This is a genomic window from Deltaproteobacteria bacterium (genome assembly GCA_005879795.1).
Taxonomy (GTDB): Bacteria; Desulfobacterota; Binatia; order DP-6; family DP-6; genus DP-6.
In genome coordinates, this window is record VBKJ01000149.1 from 1 (window position 1) to 17000 (window position 17000).

The following is a 17000-nucleotide window of genomic DNA, read 5'->3' on the forward strand; positions in this document are numbered from 1 at the left end:
CCCTTGGGGGAGTCCTGCGGCCTCTCCGACGGCCTCTCCGGGGGCGTCCCCGTGAAAACCCATGAGCATCCATCTGAGCTCATCTGCGCCGACCGCCCGCGGTCAGCGGCGGGAGCGAGCTCGTGTTCGCGCGGCCACGGGGCGGTCGCCGCGCCATCAAGGCCGGTGTCAGTGTCAGTTGGCACCGTCCGCGCGCCGCCACTCGATTCGGTCTTCGCCGCTGCCACGCCGCCGCCCGCCGTGCCGCACGCGCTCACCCGGGCCAGGTGTGCCAGAAGCGGCGTCGGCCGTGTCCCGGGGCGGCACGGGGTGGCACACGAAAGGCGGTGAATCGAGGCGCCATGGGGCTGGCACGGTCCGTGGTTGAGCGGGCATGGACCTCGGACTCAGACTTGCCGGAAGCCGCACGGTCATCTTCCGATGCGGCTGCTTCTTCGCGCGGGGAGACGACATGGGCGTGCCCGGCTGGCGCCTCTGCGCGCAGCACGTGGATCAGCGGCCGATGGTCGCCGGCGCCTTCGGCGAGGACGAGGGCGAGTGCGTCATAGCATGGCGGCTCAGCCTTCAGCGGGTTTGACTCCCCAACCCTGGCTCCGGAGATTCGCACCGCGGACGGGGACGCCAATGTGGATGCGTCGGCAGTTGCGGAGACTGGCACCCACCGCGCCCGCCATCGGCGCCGAGCGCGTCCGAGACCGGCCGGACCCGGTAGCATCCCTTCAGACTGCCGGGTCAGCGTCTTCCTCGTGAGGGTGTACCCGGCCTTTGCTTGACCTGGCCGGGCCCCCCGACGACACTTCATCCGATGCCCGCGTCCGAGGAGGCTCGCCCCATGACTGAGGACATGCTCGACGTCGAGCGCAAGGTCGCTCGCTGCCGGATCCTGTTGTCGCTGTTCGCCATGGCGGCGGTCTGCATCGATCCGATGGGCCCGATCCTGGTCCGCGACCTCGGCCTGGCGGGCGGGCCCGTACGGGTCGACCCGTATGCGCTCGCCGTGTTCGCCACGCACCTGGGCTACAGCCTCGCGGTCTTCAGCGCGCTCACGATCGGCCTGGTGCCCCAGGGGATCGTCGCCATCACCACCTGGGCCGATGTCCTCTTCGGCACGGCGATCGCGCTCTTCACCCACGGGACGTCGAGCCCCTTCTACGTCTTCTTCGCCTTCGCGGTGATCGCGGCCGGGGTGCGGGGCGGGTTCCGCTTCGGGATGTTGGTCACCGCGGTCAGCGTCTGGCTCTATCTGAGCTTGATCCTCGTCTCCGCCCCGGGCACCACCCAGTTCCACGCCTCCGTCCTGAGCGCGGCCTACCTGGCGATCGTGGGCTACCTGGTCGCGTACCTCGGGCGGCTCCGCATGAACCTCGAGGGGAAGATCGACGCGCTCGAGCGCGCCAAGGAGCGGGACGAGATCGCGCGCGCCCTCCATGACGGCTGCGTGCAGACGCTCGCCGGCACCAACCTGACCCTCGGCAGCTGCCAGGAGCTCGTGCGGCGCGGGCAGGCCGAGGAGGCGCTCGCGACCCTCGCCGAGCTGCAGACGAGCATCACGCGCGAGTACGACGGGCTCCGCACCTACATCCGAGAGCTGGCCCATCACGAGACGGGGCCCACGTCCCGCGAGTTCGATACGCGCTTTTCGGTGAGCGCGCGGTTCGCAGGCACCGGGGCGCTGGTCGAGCACGTGCTCCTGATCCTCCTCGAGGGCGTGCGCAACGTGCGGCGGCATGCCTTCGCACGCTCGGCCTCGATCGAGGCCCGTGTCGTCGACTCGGAGATCCATATCTGCCTCGACGACGACGGCCTCGGCTTCGCCGACGACGCGCCCGCGCCGTGGTCGATCTCGTCGCGCGTCGAGCAGCTCGGCGGGCAGGTCGAGGTGGCACGCAACAGTCAGGTGGGCGCGCACCTTGCCATCGCGCTGCGCGCGGTGTGAAGAGGGAGGCCGTGGAGACCCCGCTGCGCATCGCGATCGCCGACGACCACGCCCTCTTCCGCCAGGGCCTCAGGTCGCAGCTCCGCCTCCAGGCCGGGCTCGTGGTGGTGGGCGAAGTGGACCGCGCCGACGAGCTCGCGGCCATGATCGCCGCCACGCCGTGCGACATCCTGCTCCTCGATCTGCAGATGGAGCGCAGCGCGCTGATCGACATCAAGGCCCTCGCCGAGCGCGTGAGCGTGATCGTGGTCACGGCCAGCGAGCGCGCCGAGGACGCGCTCGCCGCTCTCCGCTCGGGCGCGCGCGCCGTGGTCTTCAAGCGCTTCGCCATCGAGACGCTGATGGACGCCATCGCCGCGGTGGTCGACGGCAACGTGTGGATGCCCCCCGCGCTCCAGAAGTACCTGGCGGCACGCCTGAACGAGCCACCCGAGGAACCGCTCACCCCGCGCGAGGTCGAGATCGTGCGCCACGTCGCCATGGGGCTGCGCAACGCGGAGGTGGCCGCGCGCCTCGCGATCAGCGAGGTGACGGTGAAGACGCACCTGAACAACATCTTCCAGAAGCTCGGCCTGCGCGGCCGCACCGCGCTCGCCCTGTACGCGATCCGCATGGGCATCATCGGCGTGCCGGAGGGCAGCCCGTAGGCGCGAGGAGGGGCGCATGCCCGCTCGGGTGGAGACATCCGTGCTCGCGCGCCGGCTGGCGGCGGCGCTCGCCGCGCCCGGCGGCCCGAGGGCGGGCGAGCACCTCCTGGTCGCGGTCTCGGGCGGGCCCGACTCGACGGCGCTCCTGGCGGCACTGGCCGAGCTGGCGCCCGGGCACGGGCTCCGCCTGACGGCCGCCCACGTGGACCACGGGCTCCGCGGCGTGGAGGGCGCGGCCGAGGCCGACGCGGTCGCGGCGCTGGCGGCACGCCTCGGCGTTCCCTTCGTCGGGCAGAGCGTCGCGGTCCCCGCTGGTCCCGACCTCGAGGCGCGCGCACGGCGGGCGCGCTACCGAGCGCTCGCCCGGGTCGCGGCGGAGGTCGGGGCGGGCCGCATCGTCACCGGCCACACCCAGGACGACCAGGTGGAGACCGTGCTGCTGCGCCTGCTGCGCGGCGCGGGACGGCGGGGCCTCGGCGCCATGCGCCCGGCACGCGGTCGGCTGCTGCGCCCGCTGCTCGCCGCGACGCGCGCCGACGTGCGCCGCTTCCTCGGTGAGCGCGGCCTCGGCTTCGCGGTCGATCGCACCAACGCGGACCTGCGCCACGCGCGCAATCGCGTGCGCCGGCTCCTGGTCCCGCTGCTGCGCGCCGAGTTCAACCCGCGCCTCGGCCCGGCGCTCGCTGCGCTCGCGGAACGCCTGCGCGACGAGGACGACTTCCTCGCCGTGGCGGCGGCCGGGCGCGCACGGGGCCTGATCGCGGGCGAGCATCTCCGTACCGCGGTCGCCGAGGAGCCGCCGGCGCTCGCCCGCCGCATCGTGCAGAGCTGGCTCGAGCGCGGCGCGCGGCGCGGCGTGGGGGCGGTGCACGTGGCGCGGGTGCTCGGGCTCGCCGCCGGGGCCGAGCGGGGCGCGGTCGCCATCCCGGGACCCGCGCGCGTCGTGCGCGAGGGCGACGTGCTGGCGCGCCGGCCCGGGCGCGCGGCCGCGCCGTCCTCCTTCACGCTCGAGATCGCCCCTGGACGAACGGTCGCCCACGGCGCTGGCCGCTGGCGCGTGACGCTGTCGGCGCCGCGGGCCCGCGGCGCGGGCGAGGTGCGGGCCGCGGGCGTGGCGCATGCGCTCTTCGACGCTGAGGCGCTGCCGGGCGGCCTCGTGCTGCGCTCGCCCGCGCGCGGCGACCGCATCCGGCTGCTCGCGGGCGGGACGCGCAAGCTCCAGGACATCCTCGTCGATGCCAAGGTGCCGCGCGAGGCCCGCGCGCTGGTGCCCGTGCTCGCCGCCGGCGCCGAGATACTGTGGGTGGCGGGCCTGGTGCGCGGCGCGGGCGCCCCGGTCGGGCCCGCCACGACGCGGATCGTCGAAGCCGTCTTCGAGCGCGACGCACCGCCAGGCGCGCCGGAGCGGAAATAGTCCGGCGCTTCTCGCACCAGTGGAGTAAAGCCGAGCGAGGCTTTGCCGAGCGAGGCGCGGGGTCTGGGGCCATCGGAGCCGCGTGCTCGCGCCACGCGCGAGCACGCGGCGGACGGGGCCCCAGATACGTTAGATTGCTGCTCCTGGGACCGTGTGTTATTTTCAGCCAGAGTCATCGCCCGGTGCGCATTTGAACAATCCAGTCTCTCGCAATCTCGGCCTGTGGCTGCTGCTCGTGCTTCTGGGGCTGCTCCTCTGGTCGGTGGTGAACAAACAGCAGCCGCGCGAGCCGGAGGTGAGCTTCAGTCGCTTCCTGCAGGCGGTGGACGACGGCAGGGTGTACGACGTCGTCATCAAGGGGCAGGACATCCACGGCCACTACAAGGCCGAGCGGGGCGGGCCCGGCGACGGCTTCAAGACCTACGCCCCCAAGGACACCGATCTGGTGAAGACGCTCCACGACAAGGGCGTCGAGATCGACGTCAAGCCGGAGGACAACGAGCCCTGGTACCTGGTTGCGATGGTGAACTGGGCGCCCATGCTCCTGCTGGTGGGCGTGTGGGTCTTCTTCATGCGCCAGATGCAGGTGGGGGGCGGCAAGGCGATGTCCTTCGGGAAGAGCCGCGCCAAGCTGCTCTCCGAGAACACGCACAAGGTCACGTTCAACGACGTGGCGGGGATCGACGAGGCCAAGGAGGAGCTCGAAGAGATCATCGCCTTCCTGAAGGACCCGAAGAAGTTCACCAAGCTGGGCGGCCGCATCCCGAAGGGCGTGCTGCTGGTGGGCGCGCCCGGTACCGGCAAGACGCTCCTCGCCCGCGCCATCGCCGGCGAGGCGGGCGTGCCGTTCTTCTCCATCTCGGGCTCCGACTTCGTCGAGATGTTCGTCGGCGTCGGCGCCTCCCGCGTGCGCGACCTCTTCGTGCAGGGGAAGAAGAACGCCCCCTGCATCATCTTCATCGACGAGATCGACGCCGTCGGCCGCCACCGCGGGGCGGGCCTCGGCGGCGGCCACGACGAGCGCGAGCAGACGCTGAACCAGCTGCTCGTCGAGATGGACGGCTTCGAGACCAACGAGGGCGTCATTTTGATCGCCGCCACCAACCGGCCCGACGTCCTCGACCCGGCGCTCCTGCGTCCCGGCCGCTTCGACCGGCGCGTGGTCGTGCCGCGCCCCGACGTGAAGGGCCGGGAAGGTATCCTGAAAGTTCACACCCGCCGGGTGCCGATCGGCGAGGACGTCAACATCGAGCTGCTCGCGCGCCAGACGCCGGGCTTCGCCGGCGCGGACCTCGAAAATCTGGTCAACGAGGCGGCGCTCCTCGCCGCGCGCAAGAACAAGGACCGGGTCGCCATGAACGACTTCGAGATCGCCAAGGACAAAGTCATGATGGGTGCCGAGCGGCGCTCCATGATCATCAGCCTCGAGGAGCGGCGCATCACCGCCTACCACGAGTCCGGCCACGCCCTGGTCGCGAAGCTCGTGCCGGGCGCCGATCCGGTGCACAAGGTGACCATCATCCCGCGCGGCATGGCACTCGGCCTGACGCAGCAGGTCCCGCTCGACGACCGGCACACCTACTCGAAGGACCATCTCCTCGGCGAGCTCGCCGTCTTCTTCGGCGGGCGGGCGGCGGAGGAGCTGGCCCTCGGCAGCATGACCACCGGGGCGGGCAACGACATCGAGCGCGCCACCGAGCTGGCGCGCAAGATGGTGTGCGAGTGGGGCATGAGCGACAAGCTCGGCCCGATGACCTTCGGCAAGAAGGAGGAGGAGATCTTCCTCGGCCGCGACTTCACGCAGAAGGTCGACTACTCGGAGCAGACCGCCATCCATATCGACGCCGAGGTGCGCCGCATCCTGCTCGAGGCCTACGAGCGCGCCAAGCTCTTCCTGCGCCGTAACCTCGAGGTGCTCCACAAGATGGCCGAGACGCTCCTCGAGCGCGAGTCGATCGACGGCGCGGAGATCGACGAGATCCTGCGCCAGTTCGGAAGCGTGAACGGTGGCCTCCGGGACGCGGCGGCCGCCACGGCCTGAGAGCCCGCCCGTCCGCCCGGCCGCCGAGCGCGGCCCGCCCGCGCTGCGCACGCGCTCGGGGGCCCTGGTCCTCGACCGCACGGCGCTCGTCGGCATCCTGAACGCCACCCCGGACTCCTTCTCCGACCCGGGCCTGCACCTGGATCCCGAGCGGGCGGCGGCGGCGGCGGCGGAGATGGTGGCCCAGGGGGCGGCCATGCTGGACGTGGGGGCGGAATCGACCCGGCCGGGGGCCGCGCCCGTGCCGGCGGACGAGGAGCGGCGCCGGCTCCTCCCCGTGCTGCGCGCCGTGCGCACCGCGGTGCGGGTCCCGATCTCGGTCGACACCTCGAAGGCCGCGATCGCCCGCCTGGCCCTCGACCAGGGGGCGGACGTCGTGAACGACGTCTCCGCCGGGCGCTTCGACCCGGCGCTGCTGCCCCTGTGCGCCGAGCGAGGGGTCCCGGTGGTCCTCATGCACATGCAGGGCGTCCCCGCCACCATGCAGGACGCTCCGTGTTACGCGGACGTCGTGGCGGAGGTGGCCGACTTCCTGGCCGAGCGCATCCGCGCCGCCCGGGCTGCCGGGGTGGCGGCCGACGCGATCGTGGTCGACCCCGGCATCGGCTTCGGGAAGACGATGGCGCACAACTGCGCGTTGCTCGCGCGGCTCGACCTTGTCGCGTCCCTCGGCTATCCCGTACTGGTGGGCGTGTCGCGCAAGGGCTTCATCGGCCAGCTCCTCGGCGGGCGGCCGACCGAGGAGCGGCTCCTCGGCACCGCGGCCGCGGTCGCGCTCGCGGTGGCGAAGGGCGCGCGGCTGGTGCGCGTGCACGACGTGGGGGCGATGCGCGACGTGGTGCGCGTCGCCGAGGCGGTGGCGGGCGGCTGATGGAGATCCTCACCGGCTTTCGCTGGCAGGACGCCGTCGACATCCTGCTCCTCGCCGTCGTCATCTACTCGGGCATCAACCTGATCCGGGGCACGCGCGCGGTGCCCATGCTGATCGGGCTCGGGGTGCTCTACGGCGTCTACTTCGCCTCCGGGCGGCTCGAGATCTACACCATCAACGTGCTCCTCCAGAACCTGCTCGGCTGGTCGCTCATCCTCGTCTTCATCGTCTTCCAGAACGACATCCGGCGCGCCCTGACCCAGGTGGGCACGGGCCCGCTCTTCTCCTCCGGCGACCGCATCGCGCAGAGCCAGGCGGTCGAGGAGCTGGTGAAGGGCGTCACCTCCATGGCCTCGCGGCGGGTCGGGGCGCTCATCGTGCTGCAGAACGAGGTCGGGCTGAACGAGTACATCGACGTCGGCACGCGCCTCGATGCGCAGGTCTCGAAGGAGCTGGTGTCGAGCATCTTCATGCCCGGCTCGCCGATCCACGATGGCGCCCTCATCATCCAGCAGGGGCGCATCACCGCGGCGGGCTGCTTCCTGCCGCTCACCACCAACCCCACCGTGTCGAAGACGCTCGGCACCCGCCACCGCGCCGCCATCGGGCTCACCGAGGAGACCGACGCGCTCGCGATCGTCGTCTCCGAGGAGGACGGCATGGTGTCGCTCGTGCGCGAGGGCAAGATCACGCGCGACGTCGACGCGGCCACGCTGCGCACGACGCTCCAGCGTCTCCTGGTGGGCTGATGCGGCTGCGCGTCCTCCGCTCCCAGCCCCCGGCCACAGCGGTCGACGCGACGCCCGGACCGGCTGGCCCGACTCCGCCGTGGCGGCGCTGGCTCCGTCTCCCCGGCTGGCGCGACGTGCGCGCCGCGCTCAGCCGCAACCGCGGACTCAAGCTCGTGTCGCTGCTGCTCGCCTTCTTCCTCTGGTTCTCGATCAACGTGAGCGAGCGGGACGCCGAGGGGTCGCTCGAGATCCCGCTGCGCGTCCACCAGCCGGCGGGCTACGTGGTGACCAACGCGCCCACGAAACCGATCGCCGTGACCGTGCGCGGGCCGCGCACCATCCTCGACGGGGTGGAGGAGCGCCGCATCCACTTCGCGCTCGACCTGGCCACCGCCGCGCCCGGCGACGTCCGCCAGGAACTCAACGCCGACATGATCCGGCCACCGCTGCCCCGGCGGCTCAAGATCGTCCGCATCGAGCCGGGCCGCGTCAAGGTCCGCCTCGAGCGCCTCGTGCGCCGGACGGTCCCCGTCCGTGCCGAGCTGGCGGGCCTGCCGCCGCTCGGCTATACGGCCGAGGCGAGCGTCACCCCGGGCGAGGTCGACGCGAGCGGCCCGGCGAACAAGGTGGAAGAGCTGAAGGAGATCAAGACGGAGCCCGTCGAGCTGCGCGGCGCTCCGGAGCCCCGCTCGCGCACCGTCCTCCTCTCCTGGGCCGGCGACTTCGTGAGCTTCACGCCCGACCGGGTCACGGTCGCGGTCACCTTCCGGCCGACCATGATGTCGCGCAAGTTCGATCACGTCGAGGTCGGGGTGCGTGGTGTCGGCGAGGGGCTGCGCGCGAAGCTCGTCCCGGCGCGCATCGACTTCACCGTGCAGGGGCCGCAGAGCGTGCTCAGCAACTACGCGCTCGACGCCGGCAGCGTGTACGTCGACGCGGCCGGGCTCGAGCCCGGAAGCTACCGCGTGGCGCCGAAGATCGAGCTGCCGCAGTCGATCGAGGTGACGCGGCGCGAGCCCGAGGTGCAGACGCTCGAGCTCACGGCGAAGGGAGCGCGTTGATGGCCGGCGACGGACGGCGGCTCTTCGGGACCGACGGCGTCCGCGGCACGGCGAACGTCGAGCCGATGACCTCGGAGACCGCGCTCCGCCTGGGCCGCGCGCTCGCCCACGTGAGCAAGCGCTCGCACCGCCGCCACAAGATCCTGATCGGCAAGGACACCCGCCTCTCCGGCTACATGCTCGAGACCGCCATGTCCTCGGGCATCTGCTCGATGGGCGTCGACGTGCTGCTGGTGGGCCCCATGCCGACACCGGGAATCGCCTTCCTGACCCGGACGCTGCGCGCCGACGCGGGGGTCGTCATCTCCGCTTCGCACAACCCGTTCCAGGACAACGGGATCAAGTTCTTCAGCCAGGCCGGCTTCAAGCTGCCCGATGAGCTGGAGGAGGAGATCGAGCACCTGGTGCTGGGCGACGCGATCGACGCGCTCCGCCCGACCGCGACCGAGATCGGCAAGGCCTTCCGCATCGACGACGCCGTCGGCCGCTACAACGTGTTCGTGAAGAGCACCTTCCCGCGCCACCTGACGCTCGACGGCTTGCGCATCGCCATCGACTGCGGGCACGGGGCGGCCTACAAGGTCGGCCCCGAGGTGCTGGAGGAACTGGGCGCGGATGTGGTGAGCCTCGGCGTCGATCCCGACGGCTCGAACATCAACCAGGGCTGCGGCGCGCTCCACCCCGAGGCGCTCCAGGCGGCCGTCCGCCGCTCCGGCGCGCACGTCGGCGTCGCGCTCGACGGCGACGCGGACCGCGCCATCTTCGTCGACGAGCAGGGCGAGGTGGTGGACGGGGACGCCGTCATGGCGATCCTCGCCGAGGACCTCCGCGGCCGGGGCGAGCTCAGGCGGTCGACGCTGGTCGCCACCGTGATGAGCAACCTCGGGCTCCACCTCGCCATGCGCGAGCGCGGCATCGAGGTCGTCACCACGCCCGTCGGCGACCGCTACGTGGTCGAGGAGATGGTGCGCGGCGGCTACAACCTGGGCGGCGAGCAATCGGGCCACATCGTCTTCCTCCATCACAACACGACCGGCGACGGGCTCATCACGGCGCTCGCGCTCCTGGCGCTCCTGGTCGAGAAGGGGCGGCCGTTCTCCGAGCTGCGCCGCATCATGCGCCGGCTGCCGCAGGTGCTGCTCAACGTGCGCGTGGCGGCGCGGCGCGACGTCGCCAGCGTGCCGCCGCTGGCCGCTGCGATCGCCAGGGCCGAGCGCGTCCTGGGGCAGCGCGGCCGCGTGCTGGTGCGCTACTCGGGGACGGAGCCCGTGCTGCGTATCATGGTCGAGGGCGAGCGCGACGGGGAGATCCGGGACCTCGCCGAGTCGATCGCGGCGGCCGCGCGCGGCGCGCTCGGCGAGCCGGCCGCCGCCGCGGACACGTAGTTGCGGCTCGGGGTCAACGTCGATCACGTCGCGACCCTTCGCCAGGCGCGCGGCGTCGACTACCCCGACCCGGTCGAGGCGGCGCTCGCCGCCGAGGCCGCGGGCGCCGACGGCATCACGGTCCACCTGCGCGAGGACCGCCGCCACGTTCAGGAGCGCGACGTGGAGGAGCTGCGCCGCCGGCTCCGCGTCAAGCTGAACCTGGAGATGGCCGTGACCGACGCCATGGTCGACTTCGCGCTCCGCGTGCGGCCCGCCGACGCCTGCTTCGTCCCGGAGCGGCGCGAGGAGCTCACGACCGAGGGCGGCCTCGACGTGGTGGCGCACGCGGCGCGCGTCGGGGCGGCGGCCCGGCGCCTCGCCGCGGCCGGCATCCGCGTGAGCTTCTTCGTCGATCCCGAGGCGGTGGCGATCGCCGCCAGCCGCCAGGCGGGCGCGCACGCGGTCGAGCTGCACACCGGGGACTACGCCAACGCCGCCGACGACGCGCGGCGGGCGGGCGAGCTCGCCCGCCTGCGGGCCGCGGCCGCCGAAGCGGCGCGCCGCGGCCTCGAGGTGCACGCCGGGCACGGGCTCACGCTCGCGAACGTCGCAGCGATCGCCGCCATTCCCGCGGTCGTCGAGCTGAACATCGGCCATTCGATCGTGGCGCGCGCGGTGCTCGTCGGCATGGCGGCCGCGGTGCGCGAAATGAAGGCCCTCCTGTGATCGCGGTCACGGCCGAGGAGATGCGCGCCCTCGACCGCTGGACGATCGAGCACGGCACGCCCGGGCACGTGCTCATGGAGCGGGCGGGGGCGGGGGCGGCGCGCGTGCTCGGCGAGCGGCTCCGCCGCCCGCGCGGCCCGGTGGTCGTGGTGTGCGGCCGGGGCAACAACGGCGGCGACGGCTTCGTCCTCGCGCGTCACCTGCGCCGCCGGCACATCCCGGTCGAGGTCTGGCTCGCGGCGCGTCCCGAGGAGGTGCGGGGCGACGCTGCGCGCATGCTGGCCGGGTGGCGGCGGGCGCGCGGCCGCATCCACCCGCTCGCCACGGCGGCCGACGTGGATGCGCTCGCGCGCCGGCTCGCGGCCGCTGCCGCCGTCGTCGACGCCCTCTTCGGCACCGGGCTCAACGCGCCGGTCGCGGGCGTGGCGGGGGCGGCGATCGAGGCGATCAACGCGTGCGGCGCGCCGGTGCTGGCGGTCGACATCGCCTCCGGGCTCTCGGCGGACACCGGCCGGCCGCTCGGCGCGGCCGTGCGCGCCACGGTGACCGCCACCTTCGGCCACCCGAAGGTCGGCCAGCTCCTGTATCCTGGCGTCGAGCACACCGGGCTCCTCGCCGTGGTCGACATCGGCATCCCGGCCGAGGCGCTGGCCGCGGTCGCGCCGCGCGTCACCCTGCTCGAGAACCACGAGGTGGGCGCGCTCCTCCCGCCGCGCCGGCGCGACGCGCACAAGGGCGACTTCGGCCACGTGCTCGTGGTCGCCGGCTCGCGCGGCAAGACCGGCGCGGCGCTCCTCGCGGCCGGCGGGGCGGCCCGCGCCGGCGCGGGGCTCACGACGCTCGCCGTCCCGGCCACGCTCCAGCCCGTGCTGGAGGCGCAGGTGCGCGAGGCAATGACCGCGGCGCTGCCCGACACGAGCGACGGCGCCGCCCTCGACGCGCTCCTCGCCGGGCGCGCCGCCGTGGTGTGCGGGCCGGGGCTCGGCCAGGCGGCGGAGACGCGCGCGCTGGTCGCGCACGTGATCCGGCGCTCGTCCGCGCCGCTCGTGCTCGACGCCGATGGCCTCAACGCCGTCGCCGGCACCGGGCTCCTGCGCGCGCGGGCGGGGCCGACCGTCGTCACGCCGCACCCGGGCGAGATGGCGCGCCTCCTCGGCGCCGACACGGCCCGCGTGCAGGCCGACCGCCTCGGCGCCGCGCGCGCCTTCGCGTGCGCCGAGCGGGTGGTCGTCGTGCTGAAGGGGGCGCGCACGATCGTGGCCGCGCCCGACGGCGCCGGCGCCATCTGCCCGGCGGGCAACCCCGGCATGGCGAGCGGCGGGACGGGGGACGTGCTGGCCGGCGTCATCGGCGGGCTCATGGCCCAGGGCCTCGCGCCCTACGCGGCCGCGTCGCTCGGCGTGTTCGCGCACGGCGCGAGCGGCGACGCGGTGGCCGCCCGGCAGGGCGAGGTCGGGCTCCTCGCGGGCGACCTCCTCGCCGAGCTGCCGGCGACGCTCGCGCGCCTGCAGACGGCCGCGCGGCCCGAGGCGCCGGGCGGGCGAGGCTACCGTGCGGGCGCATGAGACGACGACGCGCTCGCCGGAGGAGACCGAGGCGCTCGGCGAGGTGCTCGGCCGCGCCGCCCGGGGCGGCGAGCTGATCGGGCTCGTCGGCGAGCTGGGCGCGGGCAAGACCTGCCTGGTGCGCGGCCTCGCGCGCGGCCTCGACATCGACCCCGAGCGCGTGCACAGCCCGTCGTTCACCATCGTGACCGAGTACGCGGGCGGGCGGCTCCCGCTCGCGCACGTCGACCTCTACCGCCTGGAGGCGCCGCTCGCCGACCCGCTCTTCCTGCGCGACGTCCTCTACGGCGACGGCGTGGCCGCGGTCGAGTGGTTCGAGCGCCTGCCCTCGGCCGCCGACGAGGAGGTCCTGCTCGTCACGCTGCGCTTCGCGTCGGGCGGGGGCAGGGCGATCCGGCTCGAGGCGCGCGGCGGGCGGCACGAGCGGCTGCTCCCGCCGTCACCGAGCTAGTGTCCCCGCCGCCTCGAGAGGGTAGCAGGCCTCGCGCCAGGCGCGCATCCCGCCGTCGAGCGCCACGGCGCGGGTGTAGCCCATGGTGCGCAGCGTCGCCGCCGCGAGCGTCGAGATCTTGCCGAACTCGCAGTAGGTGAGGATGCGCGCCGTCGGGTCGGGCAGCTCCTTGTCGACCCGCAGCTCGAGCTGCCCGCGGGCGAGGTGGTGAGCGCCCGGGACGTGCCCGGCGTCGTAGGCGTCGCGCTCGCGCACGTCGACGATCACGAGGTCCCGGTCGCCGGCTGCGAGCCGCTCCCGCACCTCCTCCATCGACATGAAGGAGATGCGGCTCGCGGCCTCGTCGAGGAGCTGGGTCACCGTCTTCCCGCCGGTGCGGTTCGTGCGCAGCGCCTCGGTCAGGTGCTCGGGCATCTCCAGGTTGAGCGCACGCATCTGCTCGACGAACGCCGCCCGCTCGCGCTTCTGGAGGCGCGGGTTCTCCGCGCGCTCCTGGGCGAGGGTGGTGACGGGCGTGCTCTTGTAGTTGTGGCCCGGGAAGACCTGGAGCGCCCCATCGAGCCGGAGAAGCTTCCCGAAGAGGCTGTCATGGAGCGCCTCGGGATCGCCGCCCGGCAGGTCGGTGCGGCCGGTCGCCAGGCGGAGCAGCGTGTCGCCGGTCAGCACGCGGTCGGGAAGGACGAGGCAGATCGAGTCGTCGGTGTGCCCGGGCGTGTGCAGCACCCGCAGGCGGAGCCTGCCGGCGATCAGCGTCTCGCCGTCGTCGACACGCACGTCGACGTAGGGCGCGCTGCTCGCGCGGTGCATGACCGCGGGCACGCGGAGGCGCGCCGAGAGCTCGCGCGCGGCGGAGAAGTGGTCGGCGTGGGTGTGGGTGTCGATCAGGTAGTGGAGGCGGAGCCCCGCCCGGGCCGCGAGCGCCAGGTAGCGGTCGATCTGGCCGAGCTCGGCATCGATGAGGACGGCGCTGCACGTTTCGGCGCACCCGATCAGGTACGCCATGCAGCCGCCGGCGCGGACCTCCTCGAAGAGCACGGCGCGCGGGATTCTGCGGCCCCGGGGCGCCGGTGTCAACGTCGGCGCGGCGGTGCCGTCGGGCCGGCCGGGCTCCGACGATCGTCGAATCCCCTCGCCCCGGGGGCTCGCCCGGCCCGCCTTGAGGCGGCGCGCGACGATGCGCTATTCTTTGCAGGCGTGCTCTACGGCGAGGGAGTGGCGGCCGTCGAGTGGCTCGACCTGCTCCTCCCGGCCGCCGGAGACGGGGTCCTGCCGATCGCGCTCCGGGTGATGCCGGGCGGGGGCAGGGCCATCCGGCGCGTCCTCACGGCAATCGTGTAAACCCCATGCTGGTCGTCCAGAAGTTCGGCGGCACGTCGGTCGCCGATGTCGAGCGCATCCGCAACGTGGCCGGGCGCATCGCGCGCACGCGCGCGGCGGGACACGAGGTGGTGGTCGTGGTCTCGGCCATGGCGGGCGAGACGAACCGCCTCCTCGCCCTCGCGAAGGCGATCGCCCGCGCCCCGGACGAGCGCGAGTCGGACGCGCTGGTCGCGACCGGCGAGCAGGTGACCGCGGCGCTGACCGCCCTGGCGCTCGCTGACGCCGGCGTCGCCGCGCGCTCCTTCCTCGGCCACCAGGTGCGCATCGAGACCGACAGCGCCCACGGCCGCGCGCGCATCGTGCGCGTCGACGTCGAGCGCCTGCGCGCCACCCTCGCCGCCGGCGCCGTAGCCGTGGTCGCCGGCTTCCAGGGCGTGGACGGGGAGGGGAGCATCACGACCCTCGGCCGCGGCGGCTCGGACACGAGCGCCGTCGCCCTCGCCGCCGCGCTCGGCGCGGCGGTGTGCGAGATCTACACCGACGTGGAGGGCGTCTACACGAGCGACCCGCGCATCGTCCCCCGCGCGCGCAAGCTCGAGCGCATCGTCTACGACGAGATGCTCGAGCTGGCGAGCCTGGGGGCCAAGGTGCTCCAGATCCGCTCGGTCGAGTTCGCCAAGCGCTACCGCGTGCCGGTCCACGTCCGCTCCGCCTTCAGCGAGGCGGAGGGGACCTGGGTCGCCGAGGAGGAACCCGGCATGGAAGAGGTGTCGGTCGCCGGCGTCGCCTACGACCGCGACGAGGCCAAGTTGACGGTGCTGCGCGTGCCGGACCGGCCCGGGCTGGCGGCGCGCGTCTTCGGTCCGATCGCCCGGGCGAACATCGTGGTCGACATGATCATCCAGAACGCGAGCGCCGACGGCACGACCGACCTGACCTTCACCGTGCCGCGCGGCGACTACGAGAAGGCGAAGGGGCTCCTCGAGGCGACCGCGGGCGAGGTCGGCGCCAAGGGCGTGGCCGGCCAGCTCGACGTCGCCAAGGTGTCGATCGTCGGCGTGGCCATGCGCACGCACGCCGGCATCGCGGCGCGCATGTTCGAGGTCCTCGCCAAGGAGGGGATCAACATCCAGATGATCTCCACCTCGGAGATCAAGATCTCCGTCGTCATCGACGCCAAGTACACCGAGCTCGCGGTGCGCGCGCTGCACGACGCCTTTATCGGCGCCGCGCCCGAGAAGCGTCCATGAGGCGCGTCCAGCTCTACGACACGACGCTGCGCGACGGGACGCAGGCCGAGGACATCTCCTTCACGCTCGAGGACAAGATCCGCATCGCCGAGCGGCTCGACGACCTCGGCCTCCACTACATCGAGGGCGGCTGGCCGGGCTCGAACCCGCGCGACGAGGAGTTCTTCCGCGCCGTCAAGCGCGCGGGCCTCCGGCACGCGAAGGTGGCGGCCTTCGGCTCGACCCGCCGGGCGGGCGTGAAGGCCGCCGACGACCGCAACCTGCTCCTCTGCCTGCGCGCCGAGACCCCGGTCATCACCATCGTCGGCAAGACCTGGGACCTCCACGTGCGCGAGGACCTGCGCATCCCCCTCGAGGAGAACCTCGAGGTCATCCACGATTCCGTCGCCTATCTGCGCAAGCGGGCCGACGAGGTGATCTTCGACGCCGAGCATTTTTTCGACGGCCTCGCGGCCGAGCGGGACTACGCGCTCGCGTGCCTGCGCGCCGCCGCGGAGGCGGGCGCGACGCTCATCTGCCTGTGCGACACGCGTGGCGGCTCGCTGCCGGCGGCGATCGGGGCCGGCGTGGACGCGGCCCGGGCCGCCGTCCCGACCCCGCTCGGCATCCACTGCCACAACGACTGCGAGCTGGCGGTCGCGAACTCGGTCGAGGGCATTGCCCACGGCTGCGTGCAGGTGCAGGGCACGATCAACGGCTTCGGCGAGCGCTGCGGGAACGCGAACCTGGTGTCGGTGATCCCGGTGCTGCAGCTGAAGCACGGGCATCACTGCGTGACGGCCGCACAGCTCAAGAAGCTCTCCGAGGTCTCGCATCTGGTCTACGAGCTCGCCAACCTGGAGCCCAACAAGCGCCAGGCCTTCGTCGGCCAGAGCGCCTTCGCGCACAAGGGCGGGCTCCACGTGGCCGCCGTGCAGAAGAACCCGACCACGTACGAGCACATCGACCCGGACCTGGTCGGCAACAGCCAGCGCGTGCTGGTCTCCGATCTGGCCGGGCGCTCGAACCTCCTCTACAAGGCCGCCCAGTTCGGCCTCGACCTCGAGTCGAACCAGCCGGCGGTCGCGACGCTGCTGCGCGAGCTGAAGGACCTCGAGGCGAGGGGCTTCGCCTTCGAGGGTGCCGAGGCGTCGTTCGAACTCCTCATGCGCAAGGCGATCGAGGGCGACCGGCTCCGCTTCTATCGCCTGATCGGCTTTCGCGTGATCGACGAGAAGCGGACCGAGGGCGAGCCGTCCATCGCCGAGGCGACCATCATGCTCGAAGGCCCGGACGGGCAGATCGAGCACACGGCTGCGCAGGGCAACGGCCCCGTAAACGCCCTCGACCGCGCACTCCGCAAGGCGCTCGGCAAGTTCTACCCCGAGGTCGAGCACGTGCGCCTGCACGACTACAAGGTGCGCGTGCTCGGCAACGACGCGGGCACCGAAGCCGCGGTGCGCGTCCTCATCGAGTCGGGCGACGAGCACGAGCGCTGGGGGACGGTGGGCGTGTCGCACAACGTGATCGAGGCGAGCTGGCAGGCCCTGGTCGACAGCATGGACTACAAGCTCTACAAGGAGCGCCGGGGAGCCCACCGCCGCCGCCGGGCATCGGACGCGCACCGCGGCTGACCCGGGC

General features: G+C 73.2%; 15 protein-coding genes. 14 read left to right on the forward strand and 1 reads right to left on the reverse strand.

The genetic code is table 11. The annotated features are described in order from the left end of the window. Positions 1-373 precede the first annotated feature (373 nt). The 12 genes from E6J59_12195 (at position 374) to tsaE (ending at position 12810) form a co-directional block, all read left to right on the forward strand. Positions 374-577: a hypothetical protein gene (locus tag E6J59_12195; protein ID TMB19251.1), complete on the forward strand. Its 204-nt coding sequence runs from the start codon at positions 374-376 to the stop codon at positions 575-577. A gap of 228 nt (positions 578-805) precedes the next feature. After that, entirely contained in the window at positions 806-1936 is a 1131-nt protein-coding gene (locus tag E6J59_12200; GenBank protein ID TMB19252.1) for a hypothetical protein, read from the forward strand. An 11-nt stretch (positions 1937-1947) separates the two neighbouring features. Next, complete coding sequence (locus E6J59_12205) at positions 1948-2583, forward strand: response regulator transcription factor (protein ID TMB19253.1); 636 nt, start codon at positions 1948-1950, stop codon at positions 2581-2583. A 16-nt stretch (positions 2584-2599) separates the two neighbouring features. After that, positions 2600-3997 (forward strand): tRNA lysidine(34) synthetase TilS, encoded by a 1398-nt coding sequence (gene tilS, locus E6J59_12210; GenBank protein TMB19254.1) that lies wholly within the window; start codon positions 2600-2602, stop codon positions 3995-3997. A 190-nt stretch (positions 3998-4187) separates the two neighbouring features. Beyond that, on the forward strand, positions 4188-6038 hold the full coding sequence (locus E6J59_12215; GenBank protein TMB19255.1) for an ATP-dependent metallopeptidase FtsH/Yme1/Tma family protein: 1851 nt from the start codon (positions 4188-4190) through the stop codon (positions 6036-6038). Positions 6039-6081: 43 nt separating this feature from the next. Next, positions 6082-6909: a dihydropteroate synthase gene (gene folP, locus E6J59_12220; protein TMB19284.1), complete on the forward strand. Its 828-nt coding sequence runs from the start codon at positions 6082-6084 to the stop codon at positions 6907-6909. Beyond that, the gene (locus E6J59_12225) at positions 6906-7658 is read left to right on the forward strand and encodes a TIGR00159 family protein (GenBank protein TMB19285.1); all 753 of its coding nucleotides are present in this window, start codon (positions 6906-6908) and stop codon (positions 7656-7658) included. Before folP ends, E6J59_12225 begins: the two co-directional genes overlap by 4 nt. Next, positions 7658-8701 carry a hypothetical protein gene (locus E6J59_12230; protein ID TMB19256.1) on the forward strand — a complete coding sequence of 348 codons (1044 nt, stop codon included), beginning with the start codon at positions 7658-7660 and terminating at the stop codon, positions 8699-8701. Before E6J59_12225 ends, E6J59_12230 begins: the two co-directional genes overlap by 1 nt. Beyond that, positions 8701-10086, forward strand: coding sequence for a phosphoglucosamine mutase (locus E6J59_12235; GenBank protein TMB19257.1), 1386 nt, complete (start codon positions 8701-8703; stop codon positions 10084-10086). Before E6J59_12230 ends, E6J59_12235 begins: the two co-directional genes overlap by 1 nt. Further along, on the forward strand, positions 10087-10794 hold the full coding sequence (gene pdxJ / locus E6J59_12240; protein ID TMB19258.1) for a pyridoxine 5'-phosphate synthase: 708 nt from the start codon (positions 10087-10089) through the stop codon (positions 10792-10794). After that, on the forward strand, positions 10791-12359 hold the full coding sequence (locus E6J59_12245; protein TMB19259.1) for an NAD(P)H-hydrate dehydratase: 1569 nt from the start codon (positions 10791-10793) through the stop codon (positions 12357-12359). Before pdxJ ends, E6J59_12245 begins: the two co-directional genes overlap by 4 nt. After that, positions 12346-12810: a tRNA (adenosine(37)-N6)-threonylcarbamoyltransferase complex ATPase subunit type 1 TsaE gene (gene tsaE, locus E6J59_12250; protein ID TMB19260.1), complete on the forward strand. Its 465-nt coding sequence runs from the start codon at positions 12346-12348 to the stop codon at positions 12808-12810. The genes E6J59_12245 and tsaE overlap by 14 nt, the downstream gene beginning before the upstream one ends. On the opposite strand, the gene E6J59_12255 is transcribed toward tsaE, so the two are convergent. Further along, complete coding sequence (locus tag E6J59_12255; protein ID TMB19261.1) at positions 12799-13845, reverse strand: MBL fold metallo-hydrolase; 1047 nt, start codon at positions 13843-13845, stop codon at positions 12799-12801. The genes tsaE and E6J59_12255 overlap by 12 nt on opposite strands. Positions 13846-14153: 308 nt before the next feature. On the opposite strand from E6J59_12255, the gene E6J59_12260 reads away from it, so the two are divergent. Further along, positions 14154-15380, forward strand: a complete 1227-nt coding sequence (locus E6J59_12260) for an aspartate kinase (GenBank protein TMB19262.1) — start codon at positions 14154-14156, stop codon at positions 15378-15380. Further along, complete coding sequence (locus E6J59_12265) at positions 15377-16993, forward strand: citramalate synthase (protein ID TMB19263.1); 1617 nt, start codon at positions 15377-15379, stop codon at positions 16991-16993. The genes E6J59_12260 and E6J59_12265 overlap by 4 nt, the downstream gene beginning before the upstream one ends. The last annotated feature ends 7 nt before the right edge of the window (positions 16994-17000 follow it).